25 protein-coding genes are annotated in these 24,317 nt (G+C 58.7%); 10 read left to right on the top strand and 15 right to left on the bottom strand.

The features are described from left to right. The first annotated feature begins 59 nt into the window (after positions 1–59). Both nlpD and rpoS read left to right on the top strand, forming a co-directional pair. Positions 60–1,184, top strand: coding sequence for a murein hydrolase activator NlpD (gene nlpD, locus IB212_RS18285; protein WP_041908436.1), 1,125 nt, complete (start codon positions 60–62; stop codon positions 1,182–1,184). Positions 1,185–1,243: 59 nt separating this feature from the next. Then, complete coding sequence (rpoS, locus tag IB212_RS18280; protein WP_013098493.1) at positions 1,244–2,236, top strand: RNA polymerase sigma factor RpoS; 993 nt, start codon at positions 1,244–1,246, stop codon at positions 2,234–2,236. A 52-nt stretch (positions 2,237–2,288) separates the two neighbouring features. Here rpoS and IB212_RS18275 read toward each other — a convergent pair whose 3' ends face one another. Both IB212_RS18275 and IB212_RS18270 read right to left on the bottom strand, forming a co-directional pair. After that, a complete protein-coding gene (locus IB212_RS18275) occupies positions 2,289–2,666 on the bottom strand; it encodes a DUF4440 domain-containing protein (RefSeq protein ID WP_060572264.1) in 378 nt (125 codons plus the stop codon). Further along, the gene (locus IB212_RS18270) at positions 2,663–3,865 is read right to left on the bottom strand and encodes an MFS transporter (protein ID WP_047364433.1); all 1,203 of its coding nucleotides are present in this window, start codon (positions 3,863–3,865) and stop codon (positions 2,663–2,665) included. Before IB212_RS18270 ends, IB212_RS18275 begins: the two co-directional genes overlap by 4 nt. A 108-nt stretch (positions 3,866–3,973) precedes the next feature. Between IB212_RS18270 and IB212_RS18265 the strand changes: the two genes are divergently transcribed. Then, entirely contained in the window at positions 3,974–4,861 is an 888-nt protein-coding gene (locus IB212_RS18265) for a LysR family transcriptional regulator (protein WP_047364432.1), read from the top strand. Here the strand turns inward: IB212_RS18265 and IB212_RS18260 are convergent. After that, positions 4,858–5,265 carry a MarR family winged helix-turn-helix transcriptional regulator gene (locus IB212_RS18260; RefSeq protein ID WP_047364431.1) on the bottom strand — a complete coding sequence of 136 codons (408 nt, stop codon included), beginning with the start codon at positions 5,263–5,265 and terminating at the stop codon, positions 4,858–4,860. The genes IB212_RS18265 and IB212_RS18260 overlap by 4 nt on opposite strands. 173 nt (positions 5,266–5,438) lie before the next feature. On the opposite strand from IB212_RS18260, the gene IB212_RS18255 reads away from it, so the two are divergent. Genes IB212_RS18255 through IB212_RS18245 form a run of 3 tightly spaced genes read left to right on the top strand, consistent with a single transcriptional unit; the run spans position 5,439 to position 7,690 of the window. Next, positions 5,439–6,041 (top strand): non-oxidative hydroxyarylic acid decarboxylases subunit B, encoded by a 603-nt coding sequence (locus tag IB212_RS18255; RefSeq protein WP_045629940.1) that lies wholly within the window; start codon positions 5,439–5,441, stop codon positions 6,039–6,041. Next, positions 6,031–7,458, top strand: a complete 1,428-nt coding sequence (locus tag IB212_RS18250; protein ID WP_041908445.1) for a non-oxidative hydroxyarylic acid decarboxylases subunit C — start codon at positions 6,031–6,033, stop codon at positions 7,456–7,458. The genes IB212_RS18255 and IB212_RS18250 overlap by 11 nt, the downstream gene beginning before the upstream one ends. A gap of 10 nt (positions 7,459–7,468) precedes the next feature. Further along, positions 7,469–7,690, top strand: a complete 222-nt coding sequence (locus IB212_RS18245) for a non-oxidative hydroxyarylic acid decarboxylases subunit D (RefSeq protein ID WP_003862116.1) — start codon at positions 7,469–7,471, stop codon at positions 7,688–7,690. A 93-nt stretch (positions 7,691–7,783) separates the two neighbouring features. On the opposite strand, the gene mutS is transcribed toward IB212_RS18245, so the two are convergent. After that, on the bottom strand, positions 7,784–10,345 hold the full coding sequence (gene mutS, locus IB212_RS18240) for a DNA mismatch repair protein MutS (protein WP_041908448.1): 2,562 nt from the start codon (positions 10,343–10,345) through the stop codon (positions 7,784–7,786). Between the two features lie 113 nt (positions 10,346–10,458). Continuing rightward, entirely contained in the window at positions 10,459–10,689 is a 231-nt protein-coding gene (locus tag IB212_RS18235) for a SymE family type I addiction module toxin (protein ID WP_041908449.1), read from the bottom strand. 175 nt (positions 10,690–10,864) lie between these two features. On the opposite strand from IB212_RS18235, the gene IB212_RS18230 reads away from it, so the two are divergent. Continuing rightward, a complete protein-coding gene (locus tag IB212_RS18230; RefSeq protein ID WP_041908452.1) occupies positions 10,865–11,209 on the top strand; it encodes a nitrous oxide-stimulated promoter family protein in 345 nt (114 codons plus the stop codon). A 5-nt stretch (positions 11,210–11,214) separates the two neighbouring features. Here IB212_RS18230 and IB212_RS18225 read toward each other — a convergent pair whose 3' ends face one another. The 10 genes from IB212_RS18225 to hypA all read right to left on the bottom strand — a co-directional run bounded on the left by IB212_RS18225 (position 11,215) and on the right by hypA (position 21,148). Continuing rightward, on the bottom strand, positions 11,215–12,435 hold the full coding sequence (locus IB212_RS18225; protein ID WP_041908453.1) for an MFS transporter: 1,221 nt from the start codon (positions 12,433–12,435) through the stop codon (positions 11,215–11,217). A gap of 16 nt (positions 12,436–12,451) precedes the next feature. Next, complete coding sequence (locus IB212_RS18220; RefSeq protein ID WP_041908454.1) at positions 12,452–13,213, bottom strand: ABC transporter ATP-binding protein; 762 nt, start codon at positions 13,211–13,213, stop codon at positions 12,452–12,454. After that, a complete protein-coding gene (locus IB212_RS18215; RefSeq protein WP_028014224.1) occupies positions 13,213–14,250 on the bottom strand; it encodes an iron ABC transporter permease in 1,038 nt (345 codons plus the stop codon). The genes IB212_RS18220 and IB212_RS18215 overlap by 1 nt, the downstream gene beginning before the upstream one ends. Continuing rightward, positions 14,250–15,248, bottom strand: coding sequence for an ABC transporter substrate-binding protein (locus IB212_RS18210; RefSeq protein ID WP_028014223.1), 999 nt, complete (start codon positions 15,246–15,248; stop codon positions 14,250–14,252). Before IB212_RS18210 ends, IB212_RS18215 begins: the two co-directional genes overlap by 1 nt. A 151-nt stretch (positions 15,249–15,399) precedes the next feature. Continuing rightward, entirely contained in the window at positions 15,400–17,472 is a 2,073-nt protein-coding gene (flhA, locus tag IB212_RS18205; RefSeq protein WP_188246059.1) for a formate hydrogenlyase transcriptional activator FlhA, read from the bottom strand. A 63-nt stretch (positions 17,473–17,535) separates the two neighbouring features. Then, positions 17,536–18,546: a hydrogenase expression/formation protein HypE gene (hypE, locus tag IB212_RS18200; RefSeq protein WP_041908459.1), complete on the bottom strand. Its 1,011-nt coding sequence runs from the start codon at positions 18,544–18,546 to the stop codon at positions 17,536–17,538. Then, positions 18,543–19,664 (bottom strand): hydrogenase formation protein HypD, encoded by a 1,122-nt coding sequence (hypD, locus tag IB212_RS18195; protein ID WP_188246058.1) that lies wholly within the window; start codon positions 19,662–19,664, stop codon positions 18,543–18,545. The genes hypE and hypD overlap by 4 nt, the downstream gene beginning before the upstream one ends. A 3-nt stretch (positions 19,665–19,667) precedes the next feature. Continuing rightward, entirely contained in the window at positions 19,668–19,940 is a 273-nt protein-coding gene (locus IB212_RS18190; RefSeq protein ID WP_028014219.1) for a HypC/HybG/HupF family hydrogenase formation chaperone, read from the bottom strand. Next, on the bottom strand, positions 19,931–20,794 hold the full coding sequence (hypB, locus tag IB212_RS18185) for a hydrogenase nickel incorporation protein HypB (RefSeq protein ID WP_188246057.1): 864 nt from the start codon (positions 20,792–20,794) through the stop codon (positions 19,931–19,933). Before hypB ends, IB212_RS18190 begins: the two co-directional genes overlap by 10 nt. Positions 20,795–20,797: 3 nt before the next feature. Beyond that, a complete protein-coding gene (hypA, locus tag IB212_RS18180) occupies positions 20,798–21,148 on the bottom strand; it encodes a hydrogenase maturation nickel metallochaperone HypA (RefSeq protein WP_041908466.1) in 351 nt (116 codons plus the stop codon). A gap of 211 nt (positions 21,149–21,359) precedes the next feature. Here hypA and hycA point away from each other — a divergent pair, with 211 nt between their 5' ends. From hycA to hycC, 3 genes are all read left to right on the top strand, one after another. Further along, the gene (gene hycA / locus IB212_RS18175; protein WP_188246056.1) at positions 21,360–21,824 is read left to right on the top strand and encodes a formate hydrogenlyase regulator HycA; all 465 of its coding nucleotides are present in this window, start codon (positions 21,360–21,362) and stop codon (positions 21,822–21,824) included. Between the two features lie 73 nt (positions 21,825–21,897). Then, positions 21,898–22,506, top strand: coding sequence for a 4Fe-4S dicluster domain-containing protein (locus IB212_RS18170; RefSeq protein ID WP_028014215.1), 609 nt, complete (start codon positions 21,898–21,900; stop codon positions 22,504–22,506). Continuing rightward, the gene (hycC, locus tag IB212_RS18165; RefSeq protein WP_045629932.1) at positions 22,503–24,317 is read left to right on the top strand and encodes a formate hydrogenlyase subunit 3; all 1,815 of its coding nucleotides are present in this window, start codon (positions 22,503–22,505) and stop codon (positions 24,315–24,317) included. Before IB212_RS18170 ends, hycC begins: the two co-directional genes overlap by 4 nt.

Genomic DNA, 24,317 nt, shown 5'->3' with positions numbered 1-24,317 from the left:
ATTCGTGTCATCACGGTAAATTTTAAGTCACTGGTAGTTAACACATTCCTGGGGGATAAATGAGCGCGGGAAGCCCTAAATTCACCATCAGCCGTGTTGCGGCATTATCACTGGTTTCGCTCTGGCTGGCAGGCTGTACAAGTTCCAACAACGCGCCTGCGCCCGTCAGTTCCGTCGGGGGAAACAGCGGCTCCGGTAACACGTCCAGCGGAATGTTGATCACGCCTCCGCCTAAAATGGGTACTGCTGCGCCGCAGCAAACACCACAAATTCAGCCTGTGCAACATCCTGTTACACAGCCAACGCAGATTCAGCCAGTTGAACAGCCTGTTCAGACCCAAAATGGCCGCATAGTCTATAACCGCCAGTATGGGAACATTCCGAAAGGCAGCTATACCGGCGGCAGCACCTATACCGTGAAGCGCGGCGATACGCTGTTCTACATTGCCTGGATCACCGGGAACGATTTCCGTGACCTCGCGCAGCGCAATAACGTCCAGGCCCCGTATGCTCTGGAAGTTGGCCAAACGCTCCAGGTGGGCAACGCAACGGGTACGCCACTGACGCCTGGCAATACGGTTTCAGCGGCCGATGTGACGGCTCAAAATAACAGCGTTAAGCCTGCACAAAAATCCACCACGGTGGTTGCTTCACAACCTGTAATTACGTATTCTGAGGATTCAGGTGATCAGACTGCTAACAAAATGTTGCCGAATAATAAAGGGACTGCGACTGTTGTCACAGCACCGACCACGGCACCTGTGGTTAGCTCTACTGAACCGACTGCAAGCAGTCAGAATGCCAGTTCGTCCATCACCGCATGGCGCTGGCCAACCGACGGCAAGATTATCGAGAACTTCGCAACCTCTGAGGGGGGGAACAAAGGGATCGATATCGCAGGCAGTAAAGGACAGGCTATCATCGCGACCGCAGACGGACGCGTTGTGTATGCCGGTAACGCGCTGCGCGGTTACGGTAATCTGATTATCATCAAACATAACGATGATTACCTGAGTGCCTACGCCCATAACGACACAATGCTGGTCCGGGAACAACAAGAAGTTAAGGCGGGGCAAAAAATCGCTACCATGGGTAGCACCGGAACCAGTTCTACACGCTTGCATTTTGAAATTCGTTACAAGGGGAAATCCGTAAACCCGCTGCAGTACTTGCCGCAGCGATAAATTGACGGGGCATGCCAGCCAGGGTGTCTCGTTCAGGGATCACGGGTAGGAGCCACCTTATGAGTCAGAATACGCTGAAAGTTCATGATTTAAATGAAGACGCGGAATTTGATGAGAACGGAGCAGAGGCTTTTGACGAAAAAGCCTTAGTAGAAGAGGAACCCAGTGATAACGATTTGGCTGAAGAAGAGCTGTTATCGCAGGGCGCCACACAGCGTGTACTGGACGCGACTCAGCTTTACCTTGGGGAGATTGGTTACTCCCCACTGCTAACGGCCGAAGAAGAAGTCTATTTCGCACGTCGTGCTTTGCGTGGTGATGTTGCCTCGCGTCGTCGCATGATCGAAAGTAACCTGCGACTGGTCGTGAAAATTGCCCGCCGTTACGGCAATCGTGGTCTGGCTCTGCTGGATCTGATTGAAGAGGGCAACTTAGGTCTCATCCGCGCAGTTGAGAAGTTTGACCCGGAACGCGGGTTCCGTTTCTCAACCTACGCGACCTGGTGGATTCGTCAGACCATCGAACGGGCTATTATGAACCAGACCCGTACGATCCGACTGCCGATCCACATCGTCAAAGAGTTGAACGTCTATCTGCGTACCGCGCGCGAGTTGTCCCATAAACTGGACCATGAGCCAAGCGCAGAAGAAATTGCCGAACAACTCGACAAACCGGTTGATGACGTAAGCCGTATGCTGCGTCTCAACGAGCGCATTACCTCGGTTGACACCCCGCTGGGTGGCGACTCCGAAAAAGCGCTGCTGGACATCCTGGCCGATGAAAAAGACAACGGCCCGGAAGACACCACCCAGGATGATGACATGAAGCAGAGCATCGTCAAATGGCTGTTCGAACTGAACGCCAAACAGCGTGAAGTGCTGGCACGTCGTTTCGGTTTACTGGGGTATGAAGCTGCGACACTGGAAGACGTCGGCCGCGAAATTGGCCTGACCCGTGAACGTGTTCGTCAGATTCAGGTAGAAGGTCTGCGCCGCCTGCGTGAAATCCTGCAGGGGCAAGGTCTGAATATCGAAGCGCTGTTCCGCGAATAAGCATCCTTTCGTCAAAAAAGGCCCGTCGTGAGACGGGCCTTTTTCTTTTTTGCTACGGCTGGGCCGTTTCGTGCAGCAGACGCCATGTAATCCCGTCGCCTTCCTGATTAAGCACCGCGGTTGACCAGCGCACGTTGACGGGCAGGTCCGGCCGGGTTTGCGTCTCCCGGTAGTGCAGTACCGCGCCACGATCCCAGCGCTCGATCGTGGATAATTCGTCAATGACGATCTTCAGTCCGGGGCGGCTTCCTCGCTGACTGTGCAGAAAGCCCACAAGGCCGTGATAGTCGATATGAACGCCACCCGGTGGGATCATCAGAAAATCTGGCCGGAAACGGGCGAGCAGGGCGTCAGAGTCGCCTTCGCCTTTGCCTAACCAGTTTTCAAGCGCAATGTGGAGGTCGATAATGTCGTGTTCAAAAGGCGTCATGAATTCTCCTGTCGCAGCTGGTCGAGCACCTGCGTATTGTTAAGTCGGAAAACGTACAGTACAGGCAATAGGGTCATGCCTGCGGCAAAAAGAAACATTCCGTGCCAGGCGGCGAGCGGCGCCAGATAACTCTGCGCCAGACTCAGCACCTCTGCCAGCAGCAGGGCACCGGCAAAAAAGCTTAACTGACGATTGAGATTCCACAGCGCGCTGGCATCCGGCATCTCTTCCCGGCGCGTTGTCAGAAAAGCGCTGCTCTGAGCGGTACTGCTGCACAGGCTTCCCCCCGCGCCCATCAGGGCAAACGCAACGACAGGAAGCAGCGTAGCCGAACTGACGTTAAGCAAAAGCAGAATGCCCGTCGCCTGCAGCAGGCAGCCGATAACAATCAGCGGCTGTGGGCCGATACGGTTAAAATAGCGTCCCGTCGCCGTGATGGCGATAAACGATGCCACGGACCACGGCAGCATGAGCATACCCGTTGCGGCTGGACTCATGTTCGCCTCGTGCTGAAGATAAAACATGCCCGTAACGTTCACCCCGATAAATACGCCAGGAACGCATACATAGACAAGCATGGCAAAACGCAAAAGCGGGTCCGCGAGCAACCGCAGGTTGAGCAGCCTGGCCGCTTTCATCGCGGGTATTTCATGTTTAAGCCACAGGCAGGCCAACACAAAGGTCACGATGGCCACCGGAAGCGTCGCGAAAAATATCCACCGCCAGCTTAGCATCTGCACCAGCAGGCCCCCGATAGCGGGGGAGCAGGCAGGAGCAAGCAGCGCGACCAGCATGACCGCCGAGGAGAGTCTGGCTCGCTCGTGAGGCTGAAACAGTTGCCAGGTCAGCGCCTGTCCGACGGGGATCAGTAAGCCACCGCCCACGCCCTGCAGCACGCGCCAGGCGATCAGACTTTCCAGCGTTGCAGACAAGCCTGCCGCAGCAGAAGCCGCGCTGAACAGAAAAAGCGAGATCAGGATGACCCGCTTTGGTCCGAAGCGGCGCGTGAGCATGCTGCTAAACGGGATCGCCAGCGTCAGGCCGGCAATGTACCCGTTACTGACCCAGGCAAGCGCTGAAGGCGTGGCGTTAAGGGCTTGCGCCATCGCCGGAAAAGCGACGCTGGCAATAAACATGTTGATCAAATCAAGAAAAAAGCCCAGCAGATAGACAGCGGCGACTTTGCTGCGATACGTCATGGTGGATCCTCCCGTGAGGAGGCGTATCGTATCGACCCCGGAAACAGGGATAAACCTGACAAAGCGCGATATACTGTCAAAAAAATTTTGACGGTAAAAGGCGTAATGATGATTAACCTACAGCGGACGCAGATGTTTGTTGCGGTGGCCGATACCGGCAGCTTTACTGCCGCAGCCGATGCGCTGGGTCTGACAAAAGCCGTGGTCAGCTTCAATATTCGCCAGCTCGAAGCCGAGCTGGGGGTGACGCTGCTGCTGCGCTCCACCCGCCGCCTGACGTTAACCGAGGCGGGAGCGCTTTTTCATCAGCGCAGCGTGGCGCTTCTGAAGGACGCAGAACGGCTGCAGGATGATGTTCGCGCGAATCATGCAGGACTCACGGGGGAATTGCGGATCACCACCACCCCTGAGTATGGTTCGCGGGTCGTGGTACCGTTGCTGGCAAGGTTTAGCCAGCTGCACCCGGAGCTTCGCGTGCGTCATGTTTCGTCTTCACTCCATGCCGACCTGATCTCAGAGCGCTTTGACGTGGCTATTCGGTTGGGAACGCTTACCGACTCGCGCTACCACGCCGCATTGATTTCACATTTTTCCATCCTGCCCGTCGCGACGCCGGAATGGCGGATGAATCATCCGGTTGAATCGCTTGCGCAGCTGGCGCAAGCCGACTGGATTATTCACGAGCGCTTAGCGTCGCCGCTGAGCTGGCAGGTGAAAGATGCCAGCGGTGCGCCTGAAATGCTTGAGATAAAAAAAGCGCCGCGCCTGTTTGCCGACAGCGCGCAGGCGCTTATGGCCTTTGCGCTTGCGGGAAGTGGCGTGGCGTTACTGCCGGAATGGCTGGTGCGCGATGCGCTTGATGCGGGAAAACTGGTCCCGGTTTTACCGGAATATACCTTCGCGCGGCAGGGCATCCACGCGGTTTATCCGGATGCCCGGCACGTGCCTGCGAAAGTGCGCACCTTTATTGATTTTATGCGCGCCTGCGTGAATTAATCGTGCATCATCTTTTTGATGAGCGCAGAGAACTGCTCCCGTTCGGCCTTATTAAGACGCCCTAAAAACGCCTCATCCACCTCGTTGCTGACCGGCTGGCAGTCTGCAAGCAGGGCTTCGCCTTCCGGCGTCAGGAAGACAAACCGGCGGCGCTTATCTGCGGGATCGTGCTCGCGTTTGACCAGCCCGCGCGCCTCCATTCGGCTGAGCATCTCCGCCAGAGTCGCCTTCGTGCTGACCGCCACTTCGGTCAATGACACCTGCTCAATGCCCGGGTGCTCGGCAATGGAGCGCATAACCGCATACTGCGGCTTGGTCAGTTCCGGCAGGGAATGTTGCCACTTAGCGGTATGCTGTTGAAAAAGCTGACGTAACAGGTGGAACGCCTCTTGTCTTAGTTCCATGAACACTCCGACAGAAAAAATCACCCCCTATGATAGCCGCTAAAGCCCGGGATGATAACGCGGGATTTTTTAGCAATTAATGTGATCGTGTGCGAACGATCTTGTCAGTAGAGCGATCCGGGAGTAGTTTATTTATAAATGTTCGTACACGAACAAATTGATTGAGGTGATGAATGAGATTGATCGTGGGAATGACAGGAGCAACGGGGGCTCCGCTCGGCGTGGCGCTGCTGCTGGCGCTGAAGGAAATGCCGGAGGTAGAGACCCATCTGGTCATGTCGAAGTGGGCAAAAACAACCATTGAGCTGGAAACGCCTTACAGCGTGCAGGACGTTGCTGCGCTGGCTGACGTTGTTCACAGCCCGGCTGACCAGGCCGCCACCATCTCCTCCGGCTCGTTTCGCACCGACGGCATGATAGTCATTCCCTGCAGCATGAAAACGCTGGCGGGGATCCGCGCGGGCTACGCCGAAGGGCTGGTGGGCCGTGCGGCAGATGTGGTGCTGAAAGAGGGGCGCAAGCTGGTGCTCGTTCCCCGCGAAACGCCGCTCAGCACCATTCATCTGGAGAACATGCTGGCGCTTTCCCGCATGGGCGTGGCGATGGTGCCGCCCATGCCTGCGTATTACAACCACCCGCAAACCGCCGATGACATCACCCAGCATATCGTCACTCGTGTGCTCGACCAGTTTGGTCTGGAGCACAAAAAGGCGCGCCGATGGAACGGGTTGCGGGAGGCGAAACATTTTTCACAGGAGAACAAAGATGGCATTTGATGATTTGAGAAGCTTCCTGCAGGCGCTCGATGAGCAAGGGCAACTGCTGAAAATTGAGGAAGAGGTGAATGCGGAGCCGGATCTGGCGGCGGCAGCCAACGCCACAGGCCGTATTGGCGACGGCGCGCCCGCGCTGTGGTTCGACAATATTCGTGGCTTTACCGACGCCCGCGTGGTGATGAACACCATCGGCTCGTGGCAAAACCACGCCATATCGATGGGGCTGCCAGCGAACACCCCGGTAAAAAAACAGATCGACGAGTTTATTCGCCGCTGGGATAAATTCCCCGTTACGCCGGAGCGCCGCGCTAACCCGGCCTGGGCGCAAAATACGGTCGACGGTGAAGACATTAACCTGTTCGATATCCTGCCGCTGTTTCGCCTGAACGACGGTGACGGCGGTTTTTATCTCGATAAAGCGTGCGTTGTCTCGCGCGATCCGCTCGACCCGGACCATTTCGGCAAGCAGAACGTCGGGATCTACCGCATGGAGGTCAAGGGCAAGCGCAAGCTCGGCCTGCAGCCGGTACCGATGCACGATATCGCCCTCCATCTGCACAAAGCGGAAGAGCGCGGACAAGATCTGCCGATCGCGATTACTCTCGGCAACGACCCGATCATCACCCTGATGGGCGCCACGCCGCTGAAATACGATCAGTCTGAGTATGAAATGGCCGGCGCGCTGCGCGAAAGCCCGTACCCGATTGCCACCGCGCCGCTGACCGGCTTCGACGTGCCGTGGGGGTCTGAAGTGATCCTGGAAGGGGTGATTGAAGGCCGCAAACGTGAAATCGAAGGGCCGTTCGGCGAGTTTACCGGACACTATTCCGGTGGCCGTAATATGACGGTGGTCCGTATCGACAAAGTTTCTTACCGCACCAAACCGATCTTCGAATCCCTTTACCTCGGCATGCCGTGGACCGAGATTGACTATCTGATGGGACCAGCCACCTGCGTGCCGCTTTACCAGCAGCTGAAGGCAGAATTCCCGGAAGTGCAGGCGGTGAACGCGATGTACACCCACGGTCTGCTGGCAATTATCTCCACCAAAAAACGCTACGGTGGTTTTGCCCGCGCGGTCGGTTTACGCGCCATGACCACGCCGCACGGTCTGGGCTACGTGAAGATGGTGATTATGGTGGATGAGGATGTCGATCCGTTCAACCTCCCGCAGGTGATGTGGGCGCTCTCATCGAAGGTCAATCCGGCAGGGGATCTGGTGCAGCTGCCGAACATGTCAGTGCTTGAACTTGACCCTGGCTCCAGCCCGGCGGGCATTACCGACAAACTGATTATTGATGCCACCACGCCTGTTGCACCGGACACCCGTGGCCACTACAGCCAGCCGGTACAGGATCTGCCTGAAACTAAAGCCTGGGCTGAAAAACTGACCGCGATGCTGGCAGCACGCCAATAAGGAGGAAAAGATGATTTGTCCACGTTGTGCCGATGAGCATATTGAAGTGATGGCGACGTCACCGGTGAAAGGGGTCTGGACCGTTTATCAGTGCCAGCATTGTCTTTATACCTGGCGCGATACCGAACCGCTGCGTCGTACCAGCCGCGAGCATTACCCGGAAGCGTTCCGCATGACGCAGAAGGATATTGATGAAGCACCGCAGGTGCCGACGATCCCGCCGCTGTTGTAAAAATAAGCCCGGTGGCGCTGCGCTTACCGGGCCTAAAGGTTTTGTAGGTCGGGTAAGGCGAAGCCGCCACCCGACAAAACAGACCGCAGAAAACTAAACCAGACTCTTCAACCGATAAATCCACTCCAGCGCCTGACGCGGCGTCAGTGAATCCGGGTCGAGGTTCTCCAGCGCTTCCACCGCAGGCGACGTTTCTTCCGGTGGCGCCAACAGCGACATCTGGGTGCCATCGATCTGCGTCGCCGCCGCATTCGGCGAGAGGCTTTCCAGCTCACGCAGCTTCTGGCGAGCGCGCTTGATCACCTCTTTTGGTACACCTGCCAGCGCCGCAACGGCCAGGCCATAGCTCTTGCTCGCCGCGCCATCCTGCACCGTGTGCATAAAGGCAATGGTATCGCCGTGCTCCAGCGCATCAAGATGAACGTTAGCCACGCCTTCCATTTTCTCCGGCAGCTGCGTCAGCTCGAAGTAGTGGGTGGCGAACAGCGTCATGGCCTTGATTTTATTCGCGAGGCTTTCAGCACAGGCCCAGGCCAGTGACAGGCCGTCATAGGTTGAGGTTCCGCGTCCCACTTCGTCCATCAGCACCAGGCTGTGCTCCGTTGCGTTATGCAGAATATTAGCCGTTTCGGTCATCTCGACCATGAAGGTTGAGCGACCGCTCGCCAGATCGTCCGCTGCCCCAACGCGGGTGAAGATACGATCGATGGGGCCAATCTCCACTTTTTGCGCCGGGACGTAGCTGCCGATATAGGCGAGCAAAGCAATCAGCGCCGTCTGGCGCATATAGGTACTCTTACCGCCCATGTTCGGGCCGGTAATGATCAGCATTCTTCTCTGCGGCGAGAGGCTCAGCGGGTTGGCGATGAACGGTTCGTTCAGCACCTGCTCAACGACCGGGTGACGGCCTTCCGTAATGCGAATGCCGGGCTTGTCGGTAAAGGTCGGGCAGGTATAGTTTAGCGTTTCAGCCCGTTCTGCCAGGTTCACCAGCACGTCCAGCTCCGCCAGCGCGCTGGCGCTGAGCTGCAGGTCAGCAAGGTGCGGCATCAGCATGTCGAACAGCTCGTCATACAGCTGTTTTTCCAGCGCCAGGGCTTTACCTTTCGAGGTGAGTACTTTGTCCTCGTACTCTTTCAGCTCGGGAATGATGTAACGCTCGGCGTTTTTCAAGGTCTGACGACGTACGTAGTGAATCGGCGCCAGATGGCTCTGCCCGCGGCTGATCTGAATGTAGTAACCGTGTACCGCGTTATATCCCACTTTCAGCGTGTCGAGCCCAAGACGCTCGCGTTCGCGAATTTCCAGCTTATCGAGATAGTCCGTCGCGCCGTCGGCCAGCGCGCGCCATTCGTCCAGCTCTTCGTTGTAGCCTGGAGCAATCACGCCGCCATCGCGCACCAGAACCGGAGGCGCATCGATAATGGCGCGCTCCAGCAGTTCGCGAAGTTCAGTGAATTCGCCCATCGTTTCGCGGAGTTTCTGTACCGGCGCGCTGTCAACGTCACTCAGCTGCGCACGCAGTTCCGGCAGCTGCTGGAAAGCATGACGCATACGCGCAAGGTCGCGCGGGCGCGCGGTGCGCAGAGCCAGACGGGCCAGGATACGCTCCAGATCGCCCACCTGGCGCAGGACCGGCTGCAGCTCGGTATAGCGATCCTGCAGGGCGGCAATGGTCTGCTGACGGCAGACAAGGGTATCCGTATCGCGAATCGGCATATGCAGCCAGCGTTTCAGCATGCGACTGCCCATCGGCGTCACCGTGCTGTCGAGCACCGACGCGAGCGTGTTTTCAACGCCACCTGCCAGGTTCTGGGTGATCTCCAGGTTACGGCGCGTGGCGGCATCCATGATGATGCTGTCCTGCTGGCGCTCCATGGTGATAGAACGGATATGCGGCAGGGCGGTGCGCTGGGTGTCTTTCACGTACTGCAGCAGGCAACCTGCGGCACACAGCCCGCGTGGAGCATTTTCCACGCCAAAGCCAATCAGATCGCGGGTACCGAACTGCAGGTTCAGCTGCTGGCGCGCGGTATCAATTTCGAATTCCCACAGCGGGCGACGGCGCAATCCGCGACGGCCTTCAATCAGCGCCATTTCGGCGAAGTCTTCGGCGTAGAGCAATTCTGCCGGGTTGGTGCGCTGCAGTTCGGCAGCCATCGTTTCGCGGTCAGCCGGCTCACTCAGGCGAAAACGCCCGGAGCTGATGTCCAGCGTGGCGTAGCCAAACCCTTTGCCGTCCTGCCACAGCGCCGCCAGCAGGTTATCCTGGCGCTCCTGAAGCAGGGCTTCATCACTGATGGTGCCTGGCGTGACGATGCGCACGACTTTGCGCTCAACCGGGCCTTTCGAGGTTGCCGGATCGCCGATTTGTTCGCAGATGGCAACGGACTCACCCTGATTCACCAGCTTGGCCAAATAGTTTTCAACCGCGTGGTGCGGGATACCGGCCATCGGGATGGGCTCGCCTGCGGATGCGCCACGTTTGGTTAGCGAGATGTCGAGCAACTGCGACGCACGTTTAGCATCGTCATAAAACAGCTCGTAAAAATCGCCCATGCGGTAAAACAGCAGGATTTCCGGATGCTGTGCCTTCAGCTTCAGGTACTGCTGCATCATCGGCGTATGTGCGTCGAAATTGTCGATTGTGCTCATGGAGTTATGATGTCCATTTCTTTGAAAATAAACCGTTTTGAGCGGCTCAGTGGCCGTTTGTTCGTTCTATTGTCGCATGAAAAAAAGGTACGGCGCAGAAAAATGTGGCGGCTTTACGAGGCGCCTTCAGACATTAACTCTATGACGATTTTTCCATGCTCAACGCCCACCCTGACCTGGGAGTTGGTGGTAAAGCCCGCCTTTTCAAGCCAGTCTCCTTTTAAGCTCAGCGCCGCATGCACGCTGTATCGCTTTGGTATCTTCGTTTTTCGATCCTCGTGACGTTTTCTGAAATATCCCACTTTTAAATGGCGGTAGGGTTTGCCGATCGCGATCTCTTTCATAGGGTCTCCAGACTATACGGACAACGGTCATTCCTGATGCCTGTATAAAATACCAGTGATTTCCAGGAGGTGCAGGGTTAATAGTGGAATCAGGCTTCAGAAAACGGAATGCAACACCTGAAATCCACAGTTTTAAAGTGTATTATTGATGCATCTTATTATTTGGTAAGTCGCTATGACCGGTAAACGCATATCACGTGAAAAAGAGACCATCGCGAAAATGATCGCGTTGTACGCAAAGCAGTGTCCACAGGCTTCTCAGGAAGCGGGGCATTATCAGGGGCTCAACGCGTATGCTGATAAGCGCCTGGATAAGTGCGTTTTTGGTGAAGAAAAGCCCGCCTGTAAACAATGCCCGGTGCACTGCTACCAGCCTGCCAGACGTGAAGAGATGAAGCAGATTATGCGCTGGGCAGGCCCGCGTATGTTATGGCGTCACCCCATTCTGACCGTCCGCCATCTGATGGATGACCGTCGTCCGGTGCCGGAACTGCCGGAGAAGTATCGACCGAAAAAGTGAACCGATCAGCTTCGTAGCGGGCGGCAAATCACGTTCAGGGCCAGCGCGCTGCAGAGTGGAAAGAGCGCCAGCAGCAGCCACGGGTAAATCGCCTGCGTTGAAGGCACCAGCGCGCGATCCAGCAGGCTGCCAAATAACAAATTTCCAGCCAGTACCGCAATGCCTCCGGCGGTGGAGAGTGCGCCATAGTGCGCGCCCAGCGTGGATTCATCGGCGAACCGCGGAATGAGATCTTTTGCCGACGGCACCAACAGCATCTGCCCCAGCGTCAGCAGCGTGACAAACGAGACCGAGGGCAGAAGCCGCAGCCAGCCTTCAGGCGGTTCTGTTGCCGCAAACATTGCCACGCTCGCAAAGGCGGCGGAAAGCAGCAAAAAGCCCACCGGAAGAATGTTCACCGCGCCCACGCGTCGGGCGAAACGCGCCAGCGGCAGCTGTAAGGTAATGATCAGAACGGAGGCCAGCATAAAAAGCGGGCCGAGATCTTTCTCGTTACCGCCGGAGCGCTGGATCTCCACCGGCAGCGCCAGATAGAGCTGGTTATAGCTTAACAGCCAGGAGCTGTAGGCAATGATAAAGGCGACAAAGCGCGGCTGGCGGAACGTCGTCCACCAGGGCTCTATTTTTATCTTCTGTGAACGTTGCCCGGCAGCAGGTAGACAGAAGTAAAGCACCACTAGCGCAATGATAAAGACGCCTGCCCCCGCCAGCGCTACCTGGCGGAAGCCAAGCCCCGTTAGCAGAGCGCCAGCAACCGGGCCCAGTACCGCGCCGAGCTCCCCGCAGACGGCAAAGAGCGCGAACCACTCCGCCCGGCTTCGTTTCCCTTTCGCCTCGCTGTGGGTACCCGCTTTCGCCAGCAGAGCCTCAATTGAGGGAGAAAATAACGCGCCGCCGACGCCCGTCAGACACGCGCCCAGAATAATCGGCCACAGCGATCCCCCGAAGGCCAGCAGCAGATAGCCTGAAACACGAACTATGCAGCCGCTGAGGATGATGACCTTCGCGCCAAACCGGTCCGAGAGCGCACCGCCAACGATAAACATCCCCTGCTGCGAGAACGTGCGCAGGCCCAGGATCAGCCCGATGAGCCCGCCGGAGAGCAGCATGTCGTCACGCAGAAATATCGCCAGGAAGGGAACGACGGCGTAAAAACCAATGTTAAAAACAAACTGGCTACCCAGTAAAACGGGCGGCCAGAGCGTGGTGGCGGGGCGAAGGGACATTGTCGATCACTCGTCCCTAAACGATAAAGTGAATGTGCTTTTTGCCATGAAACGGCGAGATCTCAATTTTGGTTTTGACCCGGAAGACATCCCAGAGCAACGACTCGGATAAGATGTCCTGCGGCGTTCCGGTCGCCACAATTTGCCCTTTTTGCATCACAATCAGCGAGTCGCAGAACATTGAAGCGTGGTTGAGATCGTGGATGGCGACGATACTGGTAACGGGTAATTGGCTGATCAACTGCATCAGCTGCATCTGATGATGGATATCCAGGTGGTTGGTCGGTTCATCCAGCAGGATTTCGGTTGGCGTTTGTGCCAGCGCGCGGGCAATATGCACCCGCTGACGCTCGCCGCCGGACAGGCTCAGCCAGCCCTGCTCGCTGCGGTCCAGCATATCGACACGCTGCAGAGCCGCGGTGACGGTGTCGTCATCCTGCGCGCTCCAGTTAGAAAAAGGGGAGTGGTGCGGAATACGTCCAAGTTTGACCACGTCGCGCACGCGCATATTGGCGTCGGTCATCCCGTGCTGCTCAACGAACGCCACCCGGCGGGCAAGCTGCTTTTTGGCGATGCGGGAAATGTCCTGCCCGTCCAGGGTCACGCTGCCCGAATCCGGGCGACGCAGGCCTGCCAGGATACGCAAAAGGGACGATTTGCCGCAGCCGTTAGGACCAAGCAAACCCACCGTTTCGCCGCGTGAAACCTTCAGCGAGACACCATTGACGATAACTTTTTTGCCTACCTTCCAGGTAATATTTTCAGCGCAGATACTCATCACTTATTCCTTGAGCGGTAGATAATCACGGCAAAGAAAGGTACGCCCACCAGCGCGGTGACCACGCCGACGGGCAGGCTTTGCGGGGCAATCAGCATGCGCGAGGCGATATCGGCCAGCACCATCAGGATCGCCCCCGCCAGCGCGCTGGCAATCAGCAGCGTGCGGTGCAGCGGCCCGAACAGGAAGCGCATGACGTGCGGCACCACCAGCCCTACAAAGCCGATTGAGCCCGCCATGCTGACGATGGTCGCGGTGATCAGTGCCGTGGTGGTAAAGAGGGCAAGACGCACCCAGGGCACGGCAATGCCTAAGGAGGCAGCCGCGTCATCACCAAAGGTAAAGGCGTCCAGCGCCCGGGAATAGTAGAGGCAGACGGCAAGGCCCGCCAGCACGACAACCAGCGCCAGCTGGAATTCCGGCCAACGCACGCCGCTAAAGCTGCCCAGCAGCCAGAACATCACGTCGCGCGCCTGCTGCGCGCTGGCGGAGGTGCTGATGGTGTAGGCGGTAATGGCGTTGAAAAGCTGAGATGCAGCAACGCCTGCCAGAATGGTGCGTTCATTGCCGCCGCGCGCGCCGTTCGTCAGAAAGGCGACAAACGCAAAGGCGGCGAACGCCCCGGCAAACGCCCCCGCAGAGAGCGATACCGCGCCGGTGCCGATGCCCAGGACGACGACCGACACCGCCCCGGTTGAGGCACCCGCCGACACGCCGAGCACGTAGGGTTCCGCCAGCGCGTTCTTCAGCAGGCTTTGCAGCACGGCACCGCAGATGGCTAAACCGGCCCCGCAGCAGGCCGCCACCAGCGCGCGGCTCAGGCGAAAGTCCCAGATTACGCTCTCATAGATGCGGTTGAGCGGAACGTCGGTCAGCCCCAGCTTATTACCAATAGCGTAAAAGACGTTGGAGAGCGGAATCGACAGCTCGCCGACGCTGACGCCAAGAGCAATCACTAAAAACAGCAGGACAACGGCAAGCAGAGCGGAAGTGGTCAGGATCAGGCCCTGGCGGGCCTGAAGTACGGCTGCCGTCATCAGTTCAGCCCCAGTTTTCTGAGCTGTTCACCCACCTGTTCAGCACCGTAAATCGTACGAATCGTCGGGTTCATCGCCTGACCGTCCATCACCACGATATGGCCTTTTTTGACGGCATCAAGCTGGCTCACGGCAGGATCGCTTTTCAGGAATTTGATTTTCTCATCCGCGTTATCCAGCGCCCAGCGGTTGCGGTCCAGACTGGAGACGACAATCACATCAGGGTTCGCGGCAATAATACTTTCCCAGCCGACGGTCGGCCATTCGGTCTCAGCGGTAATGGCGTTATGGCCACCCAGCACGTTAGCAATAAAACCGGAGGCGCTATTTTTCCCGCCGACATAGGCATCTGCCGAAGGCGAGGCGCTTGAGAACCAGAAAACAAACGAGAGATCTTTTTTGTTTTTACCAAATTCCTGACGCAGGTCGGCCTCACGTTTTTTGAAATCAGCGATAACGGCCTGGCCGCGCGCTTCAACGTTGAAAATCTTCGCGAAATCTTCAATCTCTTTATAAAGGTACGTCATATCCCACAGCGTCTGGCGGCTGCCGTACATATCGCCTGCCGCTTTTTTGGTGGCGCACATGCCTGGAGATAAATAGCTGTTCACGCCGACGGTAGCCAGATCTTCACGTTTTGCGACCTTACTTTCCGGCCCAAGCAGCAGCGGCAGCTGTGCAGGAACAAAATCGGGGTTTTGCGCAAGGATGGATTCAAGAGTCGGAATTTCGACGGTCAGGGTTTTGATTTTTGCATTCTGCTCAGCCAGCTGCGGCAGCACCTTGGTCGGCCAGAAGGCGCTGGCTTTGACCTTATCTTCCAGCCCCAGCAGGAGCAAAATTTCCACGGTGTTCTGACCGAGGGCCACGACGCGTTCAGGCGCTTTAGTGAATGTCTCTTTATAGCCACAGTTTTCAATCGTCAGAGGATATGTGGTTGCCAGAGCAGAACTGACCGACGCAATCGCCAGGCCTAACGCGCAGATGACCTTCTTCATGAAACGCTACCCTTCATTAATATTATTTTTGATGCAAATGAAACGCATTATTAAGGCGGAATTTTATACAGAGGAAAATATATTGTGTCAATGAGGGACAATTGCGCAGGGTGACGAAAAGCGGCGCCATAAGCGGCGCCGGAATGTCGGGTTAAAGCAGGCTCTCTTTATCGATTCCCAGACGCTTCATGCGAGAGAGCAGGGTAGTGCGTTTCAGCCCCAGCCGCTGAGCTGCGCCCTTCGGTCCGGCTACCACGCCGTTGGTCTCTTTCAGTACGCGCATAATGAGCTGATATTCATCTTCGCCTTCCAGCGCGACCTCTGCCGAAAGCGTGGGGGCTTCCTGAAGGGAGACTTCAGGCAAAGAGAGCTGAAGAACGTTCCCGCGCGTCAGCAGTACCGCGCGCTCAATGACGTTTTCCAGCTCGCGCACGTTCCCCGGCCACTCCATCGCCGAAAGGGTACGTAGCGTTTCGGCAGGAATACTGTCGATATTCCTCCCCATCCGGCGGGCAATCTTCGCGGTAAAGGCCTTCACCAGCAGCGGAATATCTTCCGGGCGCTCGCGCAGCGGCGGCAGGCAGATCGGAAAGACGTTCAGGCGATAGTAGAGATCGCTGCGAAACTCGCGGTCGGCGACCATCTTTTTCAGGTCGCGGTTGGTGGCGGCAATCAGCCGCACGTCGGTCTGGATCAGCTTGTTGCTGCCGAGGCGCTCAAACTCCTGCTCCTGCAAAACGCGCAGCAGCTTGGGCTGCAGCTCCAGCGGCATATCGCCCACTTCGTCGAGGAACAGCGAGCTTTTATCCGCCAGTTCGAAACGGCCCAGCCGCTGGCTGCTGGCCCCGGTAAAGGCGCCGCGCTCGTGGCCGAAGAGGTCACTTTCCAGCAGACCCGCGGGCATCGCCGCGCAGTTCATCTTCACCATCCGCCGGCTGTTGCGGTTGCTCAGGTTATGAATGGCGCGGGCTATCAGCTCTTTACCGGTGCCGGTTTCACCGAGGATCAGCACCGTGCTGTCGCTCTGGGCCACCATCTCCACCTGCTTAAGCACGCTGTACATGGCATCGCTGCGCCCGATGATTTCGCCAAACTCGCTGTCCACGTTGTTGAGCTGTTCGGTCAGGGCCAGGTTTTCGTCCACCAGCCGCTCTTTCAGGCGGTGGATCTCCTGATAGGCGAGGGCGTTATCCAGCGCGATGGAAATACGCTCGGCGATCTGGCGCAGCAGCTTCAGGTTGGCGGTGGTAAACACGGCTTCATCGCACTGCGCCAGTTTGAGCACCCCAAGCATGGTGCTGCCGGACATCAGCGGCAGGAGGCACAGGGTCTGAATTTTGTTGCCCCAGGTGTTAAACAGCATCCGCTCGTACGGCGCCACCGGGTCCTGCTCGCTGAGATTAAGCAGCAGGATCTCTTTGCTTTTAAATACCCGCTCAGAAAGGGTGCCCGCTTCGTCCACCTCGCTCTGCTCGTGCGCCGGATTGGCCTCATCAAGATAGTGGGTGGAGTAGATGTTCAGCTTGCCTTTGCGGTTCCCGCGTAGCGCGATGCTGATGGCGTCGATCCTGAAATAGTGGTGGATCTCCTTGGCGACTTCGCTGACCAGCTCGTCCATGTCGAGCCTTGAGAGTACGGCGTTAGTGATGGCGACCAGAATGCGGAAGTTATCGCGCTCGCGGCTCAGCAGGTCGTAATCCACGTTATTGGTGACGCGGCTTTGGATCTGCTCCGCGACGACGGCCACAATCTGCGTGAAGGTATGCAACCGCTCGTACTCCGCCTCGCTCCAGGGCTGGTCGGTATTGCGGATAAACTCGCAGCCGCCAAAAATATGGCCCTCCGCCGCCAGCGGCAGCATGCCGTAATGACCGAAAGGCTGATAGAGATTGCTCTCTGCCAGCCGCGGCCATGCCATCCGAAACTCTTCAAAATTGCAGTGCAGCACTTCAGGCCGGGAGAGAATGCGGCGCACCGGGCCGTGCGCGAGGTACGTTTCGTCTTCGTATTCAAACGTTTTGCCATTATCGCGCGTGGAATAGTAGCTCGCGCGGTGCGTTCCACTATGCCAGAGCACAATCGCCGCGCTGTCCGCCAGCGCTGATTGCCTGACCAGCCGCGTCAGGGCATCGCTCAGCGCGCCGAGATCGGGCTGTTGTAAAAGTGTGCGCGTGATGTCAAACAGGCCCTGCTGTCCAAGATCGCTCATCGGTGTATACGGCATTATTGCTTTCCACTAGAAACTGGCAAAAAAGAGACTTCACTGCTGACCGCTTATGACGCGGTTCTAGCAAATTCGGGGTAACGGCTCAGCGTGCGGCAGATCCAGCGTGCGCTTCACGCCATAAAGTCCGGTCAGGCGCACCCCTTTGCGCTCAACCACGTCGCCAATGATGGCCGCGTCTTTCCCTAAGGGATGCGCTCTCAGCTGTTCAAGTACGGCTTCCGCCGCCGAACGTTCCACGCCGATCGCCAGCTTGCCCTCGTTGGCAAAGTTTAGCGGGTCAAGCCCTAAAAGCTCACTCAGCCCCCGCACGGCAGGCTTAACGGGCAGGTCGCGCTCGCTCAGTTCAATCCCGCACCCGCTGCTTGCGGCGAACTCGTGGACAACGGCATTCACCCCGCCCCGGGTGGCGTCGCGCAGGGCTTTGACGCCCGGGATGTCGCGCAGCGTCTGGATAAGCGGGGTGAGCACCGCGCAGTCGCTGCGAAGCTCGCCGTCCAGCCCCAGGCCTTCGCGCAGGTTCAGGATGGTTGCCCCGTGGCAGCCCAGCGTTCCGCTGACAATCAGCACGTCGCCCACCGAAAGCTGCTGCGCGCCCCAGTGAACGTCGGCGGGGATCGCCCCCATGCCGGCGGTGTTGACGAAGAGCTTATCGGCCGCGCCGCGCTGGACCACTTTGGTATCGCCGGTGACGATAGCAATCCCCGCCTCGCGGGCGGTATGCGCCATGCTGTTGACCACTGCCGCAAGCGTCTCCATCGGTAATCCTTCTTCGAGGATAAATCCGCACGAGAGGTAGCGCGGAATGGCGCCGCTGACGGCCACGTCGTTGGCCGTACCGCAGACGGCGAGCTTGCCAATATCGCCGCCCGGGAAGAATAGCGGGTCAATCACGTAGCTGTCGGTGGAGAACGCCAGCCGGTCGCCGTGTGCGGTGAGGGTTGAGAGCGCGATGCGAGCCTGATCCTCCTGCTCGGCGAGCCAGGGGTTATTAAAGGCCTCCATGAACAGCCTGTTAATCAGCTGCTGCATCGCCTGTCCACCGCTTCCGTGCGCCATTTCCACCGTGTTCATGCTTCACACTCCTGGTTGCGATACTGATACCACGCGGCGCATGCCCCTTCAGAGGAGACCATCAGCGCGCCAAACGCGGTTTGCGGGTTACAGGTGTTGCCAAATAGCGGGCAGTGATGAGGTTTGCATTTGCCGGTAAGCACCTCGCCACAGCGGGACCGGGGATCGTCGCACACCTGCTGCGGCTGAGGGCGGAAGTGCGCTTCGGCATCAAATTCGCAATAGGCAGGCGTCAGGCGCACGCCGGATTCCGCAATCAGCCCCAGCCCGCGCCACTCGCTGTCGCCCTCAACGCTAAACACGTCGGCAATCGCCTGCTGCGCCCGTTCATTTCCCGCATCGGGCACCACGCGGCGGTACTGGTTTTCAACCGCGCTCAGAGACGCTATTTTCTGCTCAACCAGCATGGCTACGCCTTGCAGTAGATCAAGCGGTTCGAAACCAGCCACCACTAACGGACGATTGTATTGATCAGCGATAAAACCGTAGGCGTCTGTGCCAATCACCATGCTGACGTGGCCCGGCGCCAGAAACGCGTCGATGCCGTTGTCTGGCTCTTCGAGCAGACTGCGCAGCGTGGGAATGAGCGTAATATGCTGGCAGAAAAAGAAAAAGTTAGTGACGTTGCGCGCTTTCGCCTGCTGCAGCGTGATGGCCGTAGCGGGCATGGTGGTTTCAAAACCCAGCCCGAAAAAGACGACCTTGCGCTCAGGGTTAGCCTCTGCCAGCGTCAGGGCATCCATCGGCGAGTAAACGATCCGCACGTCCGCGCCGCGCGCCTTCGCCTGCAACAGCGAGCCGTTTTTCCCCGGCACGCGCATCGCGTCGCCAAAGGTGCAGAAAATGACGTCGGGCTGGCCGGCAATTTCGATGCAGCTGTCGATACGCCCCATCGGCAAAACGCACACCGGGCAGCCGGGGCCGTGAATAAACTCGATGTTCTCCGGCAGCAGCTGGTCGAGGCCAAACTTGAAGATGGCGTGCGTGTGCCCGCCGCACACCTCCATGATCCGCAGCGGCCTTTCGTTCGTGTAGTCCAGCAGCGCCGCGCGCGTTTTCAGATGTCCGATAAGCTGCATCACCTGTTCTGGCGCGCGATATTCATCAACGTAACGCATAGGCTAGCGCTCCTCGCCGTACAGGAGCGCGCCCACGTCCGGCTCCACGTCAAACATGTTTTGCAGCGCGTCCAGCGTGTCGCGGGCTTCCGCTTCGTTAATCACGCTCATCGCAAACCCCACGTGGACCAGCACCCACTGGCCGAGGCGCGACGCGCCCGTCTCATCGGTGCTGCCCACCAGCGTCAGGTCGACGTCGCGCAGGATGCCGCAAACCTCCACTTTGGCCTGATTGCCGTCGAGGGAATGGATTTGTCCCGGTACGCCTATGCACATCGTTCGCTCTCCAGCCAATCCAGCCAGGCGGCCATGCCGTCGCCGCGCGTGGCGGAAACCAGCAGGATGTGAATGTCCGGGTTCACCTCGCGGGCACAGGCAAGGCACTTATCCACGTCGAAGTTCAGGTACGGCAGCAGATCGACTTTGTTCAGCAGCATGAGGGAGGCGGCGGCGAACATGTGCGGGTACTTCAGCGGCTTGTCCTCCCCTTCGGTCACGGAGAGCACCGCCACTTTATGCCGTTCGCCGAGGTCGAAGCTTGCCGGGCAGACCAGGTTACCGACGTTTTCGATAAACAGGATGCCGTTATCCGCCAGCGGCAGGCGAGGGGCGGCGTCGGCAATCATCTGCGCATCCAGGTGGCAGCCCTTGCCGGTGTTAACCTGAATGGCGGGCGTCCCGGTTTCGCGGATGCGCGCCGCGTCGTTAACGGTTTGCTGATCGCCTTCGATAACCGCGCAGGAGACGCGTTGGTTCAGGCGCTTGAGCGTTTCGGTCAGCAGCGTGGTTTTGCCAGAGCCGGGGCTGGAGACCAGGTTCAGCACCAGCAGTTGACGCGCGGCAAAGCGGGCGCGGTTGCGGGCGGCGATCTGGTTATTTTTGTCCAGCACGTCGATCTCCACCTCCAGCATCTGGCGCTGGCTCATGCCCGGCGCGTGGGTGCCCGCTTCGCCGTGGCCGTAATGCAGGTCGCCCGCGTCGGAACGCTGCGGCGCAAAGGTGATGCCGGTCAGTGCCGCCGCGGGACGCGGGGCAGGGGAAAAGGGCGCGGAGCGAAACGCGGAGTGAGGACGGTGTTCATCCCCTTCTATATACAGGTTGCCTTCGGCGCAACCGCAGGTACTACACATAACTTACTCCTTCTCGATTTCGAGGCGCAGGATCTGCATGCCGTCATCCGCCACGATGCGAAGACCCGTGCTCTGACACTGCGGGCAGCGCTGAACCTTTGATGAGAGCAGGGTGACGTACTGCTGACACTGCTCGCACCAGCACTCTGCCTGCTGCTCTTCAATATGCAGCGCGCAGCCTTCCGCCAGCGTGCCGCGGCACACCAGTTCAAAACAGAAGGTGAGGGCGCTGCTCTCGACGCAGGAAAAGGCGCCGACCTTCAGCCAGACGCCGGTGACGCGCTTCGCGTGGTTCTGCACAGCCTGCTGTTCGATAAGTTCCAGAGCCCGCTGGCAGAGGGTGATTTCGTGCATGACGCCTCCTCAATGATTTGCGCCAGTAAATGCAATAACGGTGCCAGCTTGATTTGCGTTACGGCGTGACGATGTCAGCGCTGTCGAAATGACACGTCGACACGGCGGCGTTGACAGTGTCTTTTTTAATAAAAATCATTCAAATCAACACATTAAAAACTGGCACGGAATCTGCTTAACAGCCGCTATCTCCATTAACCGGATACCTTCTATGACTATTTGGGAAATTAGCGAAAAAGCGGATTACATCGCGCAGCGCCACCAGCAGCTTCAGGATCAGTGGCACCTCTACTGTAACTCTCTGGTTCAGGGGATCACCCTGTCAAAAGCCCGACTGCATCATGCGATGAGCTGTGCGGCGCAGGGGGATATGCGCTTTGTCCTGTTCGGTCATTTCACGGTCTTTGTGACCCTGGCAGACAGCTTTAACAGCCACACCATCGAGTACTACGTTGAGAATAAAGAGGGTGAAAAACAATGTATTGCGCAGGCGCAGCTGATGGCCGACGGCATGGTCGACGGCTACGTCAGCAACCGCGATCGCCAGCAGGTACTTGAGCACTATCTGGAGAAAATCGCGCCGGTTTACAACGGTCTCTACGCCGCGGTTGAGCACGACTTGCCGGTCGACCTCAAACAGCTCGTCGTGGGAAAGGCCCCCGCAAATCTTGCCTGATAACCGAATGTCGAAAAGTGTCGATGAGACAGTTTTTCGTCGTCAAAAATGACCATCACCAGAGGATTGCCCGGTGAACCGTTTTGTAATTGCTGACTCGACGGTCTGTATTGGCTGTCGGACCTGTGAGGCGGCGTGTTCGGAAACGCACCGCCTGCACGGGCTGCAGTCCATGCCGCGCCTGCGCGTCATGCGTAATGAGAAAGAGTCTGCGCCGCAGCTCTGCCACCACTGTGAAGATGCCCCTTGCGCGGGCGTGTGTCCCGTCAATGCCATCACCCGCGTCGATGGCGCGGTCCAGCTGAACGAAAGCCTGTGCGTGAGCTGCAAGCTGTGCGGCATCGCCTGCCCGTTCGGTGCCATTGAATTCTCCGGCAGCCGCCCGCTGCATATCCCGGCGAACGCCAATACCCCGAAAGCGCCGCCTGCGCCACCGGCTCCGGCACGCGTGAGCACGCTGCTGGACTGGGTGCCCGGCATCCGCGCTATTGCGGTGAAGTGCGATCTGTGCAGCTTTGACGAACAGGGTCCGGCCTGCGTGCGGACCTGCCCGACCAAAGCGCTGATCCTGGTTAACATCCGCGATATCGCCCGCACCAGCAGGCGCAAGCGCGAGCTGACCATTAATACCGACGTCGGCGATCTTTCGCTTCTGCAGGCGCTTAACGAGGGGGCGAAGTGAACGCGATATTTATGATTAATAGCGCCGTGGCGTACTTTGCCGCTGCCGCCGCGCTGGCGCTGGTGTTCTCTTTCCATAAAACCCTGAGCGGCTGGATAGCCGGTATCGGCGGGGCGGTCGGCAGCCTGATGACGCTGGCGGCGGGCGGTGTCGTCCTGCTCGGCGGACAATCCGTGGAAACACTCATGCCGCTGATTCGCCACACCGTGGCGATTACGCCGCTGAACGCCATCTGGCTGGTGACCTTTGGCCTGTGCGGGCTGTTTATCAGCCTGTTCAATATTGACTGGCACCGCCATCAGCAGACCAAAGCCAACGGCCTGCTGGTCAATCTGCTGATGGCCGCCGCGGTCTGCACGGTTATCGCCAGCAACCTCGGCGCGCTGGTGGTGATGGCAGAGATCATGGCGCTGTGTGGCGTGTTCCTGACCGGCTGCAGCGCCTCCGGCAAGCTATGGTTTGCGCTCGGACGCCTCGGCACGCTGCTGCTGGCGCTGGCCTGCTGGCTGGTGTGGCAGCGTTTCGGCACCCTGGATTTTGCCGCGCTTAACGGCCAGCCGCTGGGGAACGACGTCTGGCTGCTGGGCACAGTCGGCTTTGGCCTGCTGGCCGGGATTATCCCGCTGCACGGTTGGGTCCCGCAGGCGCACGCGAATGCCTCTGCGCCCGCCGCCGCGCTGTTTTCGACGGTGGTAATGAAGGTCGGTTTGTTCGGTATCCTGACGATTACCCTGACGGGCGGTCAGCCGCCGCTGTGGTGGGGGGTAGCGCTGCTGATTGCGGGGATGATCACCGCATTTGTCGGCGGCCTGTACGCCCTGATGGAGCACAACATCCAGCGTCTGCTGGCCTATCACACCCTGGAAAACATCGGCATCATCCTGCTCGGCATGGGCGCGGGCGTCACCGGGCTGGCGCTCAACCAGCCGGCGCTGATTGCTGCCGGGTTTGTCGGCGGTCTGTATCACCTCGTCAACCATAGCCTGTTTAAAACCACTCTGTTCCTCGGCGCGGGCAGCGTCTGGTTCCGCACCGGCCATCGCGATATCGAAAAGCTCGGTGGGATTGGCAAAAAGATGCCGATGATTTCACTCGCCATGCTGGTGGGGCTGATGGCGATGGCCGCGCTGCCGCCGCTGAACGGCTTTGCCGGGGAGTGGGTGATCTATCAGTCCTTCTTCGCGCTCGGCCAGAGCGACGCGTTTATCGCGCGGCTGCTCGGCCCGCTGCTGGCGGTGGGCCTGGCGATTACCGGGGCGCTGGCGGTGATGTGCATGGCGAAAGTCTATGGCGTCACCTTCCTCGGCGCGCCGCGCACCCGTGAAGCGGAGAACGCCTGCTGCGCCCCGGTACTGATGGCCACCAGCGTGGTCGCGCTGGCGCTGTGCTGCATTGCGGGCGGGGTTGCCGCGCCGTGGCTGCTGCCGCTGCTGGGCCACGCCGTTCCGCTGCCGCTGGCGACGGCGCATACCGTTGTCTCCCAGCCGATGATGGCGCTGCTGCTGATCGCCGGGCCGCTCCTGCCGTTCGTGCTGATGCTGTTCTTCAGGCGCGACCGTCTCGCCTCCCGTTCGCGCGGCGCGGCGTGGGCCTGCGGCTACGAACACGAGCCGTCGATGGTCATTACCGCCCACGGTTTTGCCATGCCGGTGAAGGAGAACTTCGCCGCCGTGCTGAAGCTGCGCCAGTGGCTTAACCCGCAGGGCTGGGTGCCGGGCTGGCAGAGTGCTGCCGTGCCCGTGCTGTTCCGCCGACTGGCGCTGATCGAGCTGGCGGTGCTGGTAGTGATTGTGATTTCACGAGGAGCCTGA

The organism is Enterobacter sp. E12 (assembly GCF_014596715.2).
In the GTDB taxonomy this organism is placed as follows: domain Bacteria; phylum Pseudomonadota; class Gammaproteobacteria; order Enterobacterales; family Enterobacteriaceae; genus Enterobacter; species Enterobacter bugandensis.
This window is presented reverse-complemented; position numbering and strand designations above follow the sequence as displayed.

Bases quoted from the DNA above. Each gene is read 5' to 3' on its own strand.
- nlpD (WP_041908436.1), top strand. From the start codon at position 60: ATGAGCGCGGGAAGCCCTAAATTCACCATCAGCCGTGTTGCGGCATTA.
- rpoS (WP_013098493.1), top strand. From the start codon at position 1,244: ATGAGTCAGAATACGCTGAAAGTTCATGATTTAAATGAAGACGCGGAA.
- IB212_RS18275 (WP_060572264.1), bottom strand. From the start codon at position 2,666: ATGACGCCTTTTGAACACGACATTATCGACCTCCACATTGCGCTTGAA.
- IB212_RS18270 (WP_047364433.1), bottom strand. From the start codon at position 3,865: ATGACGTATCGCAGCAAAGTCGCCGCTGTCTATCTGCTGGGCTTTTTT.
- IB212_RS18265 (WP_047364432.1), top strand. From the start codon at position 3,974: ATGATTAACCTACAGCGGACGCAGATGTTTGTTGCGGTGGCCGATACC.
- IB212_RS18260 (WP_047364431.1), bottom strand. From the start codon at position 5,265: ATGGAACTAAGACAAGAGGCGTTCCACCTGTTACGTCAGCTTTTTCAA.
- IB212_RS18255 (WP_045629940.1), top strand. From the start codon at position 5,439: ATGAGATTGATCGTGGGAATGACAGGAGCAACGGGGGCTCCGCTCGGC.
- IB212_RS18250 (WP_041908445.1), top strand. From the start codon at position 6,031: ATGGCATTTGATGATTTGAGAAGCTTCCTGCAGGCGCTCGATGAGCAA.
- IB212_RS18245 (WP_003862116.1), top strand. From the start codon at position 7,469: ATGATTTGTCCACGTTGTGCCGATGAGCATATTGAAGTGATGGCGACG.
- mutS (WP_041908448.1), bottom strand. From the start codon at position 10,345: ATGAGCACAATCGACAATTTCGACGCACATACGCCGATGATGCAGCAG.
- IB212_RS18235 (WP_041908449.1), bottom strand. From the start codon at position 10,689: ATGAAAGAGATCGCGATCGGCAAACCCTACCGCCATTTAAAAGTGGGA.
- IB212_RS18230 (WP_041908452.1), top strand. From the start codon at position 10,865: ATGACCGGTAAACGCATATCACGTGAAAAAGAGACCATCGCGAAAATG.
- IB212_RS18225 (WP_041908453.1), bottom strand. From the start codon at position 12,435: ATGTCCCTTCGCCCCGCCACCACGCTCTGGCCGCCCGTTTTACTGGGT.
- IB212_RS18220 (WP_041908454.1), bottom strand. From the start codon at position 13,213: ATGAGTATCTGCGCTGAAAATATTACCTGGAAGGTAGGCAAAAAAGTT.
- IB212_RS18215 (WP_028014224.1), bottom strand. From the start codon at position 14,250: ATGACGGCAGCCGTACTTCAGGCCCGCCAGGGCCTGATCCTGACCACT.
- IB212_RS18210 (WP_028014223.1), bottom strand. From the start codon at position 15,248: ATGAAGAAGGTCATCTGCGCGTTAGGCCTGGCGATTGCGTCGGTCAGT.
- flhA (WP_188246059.1), bottom strand. From the start codon at position 17,472: ATGCCGTATACACCGATGAGCGATCTTGGACAGCAGGGCCTGTTTGAC.
- hypE (WP_041908459.1), bottom strand. From the start codon at position 18,546: ATGAACACGGTGGAAATGGCGCACGGAAGCGGTGGACAGGCGATGCAG.
- hypD (WP_188246058.1), bottom strand. From the start codon at position 19,664: ATGCGTTACGTTGATGAATATCGCGCGCCAGAACAGGTGATGCAGCTT.
- IB212_RS18190 (WP_028014219.1), bottom strand. From the start codon at position 19,940: ATGTGCATAGGCGTACCGGGACAAATCCATTCCCTCGACGGCAATCAG.
- hypB (WP_188246057.1), bottom strand. From the start codon at position 20,794: ATGTGTAGTACCTGCGGTTGCGCCGAAGGCAACCTGTATATAGAAGGG.
- hypA (WP_041908466.1), bottom strand. From the start codon at position 21,148: ATGCACGAAATCACCCTCTGCCAGCGGGCTCTGGAACTTATCGAACAG.
- hycA (WP_188246056.1), top strand. From the start codon at position 21,360: ATGACTATTTGGGAAATTAGCGAAAAAGCGGATTACATCGCGCAGCGC.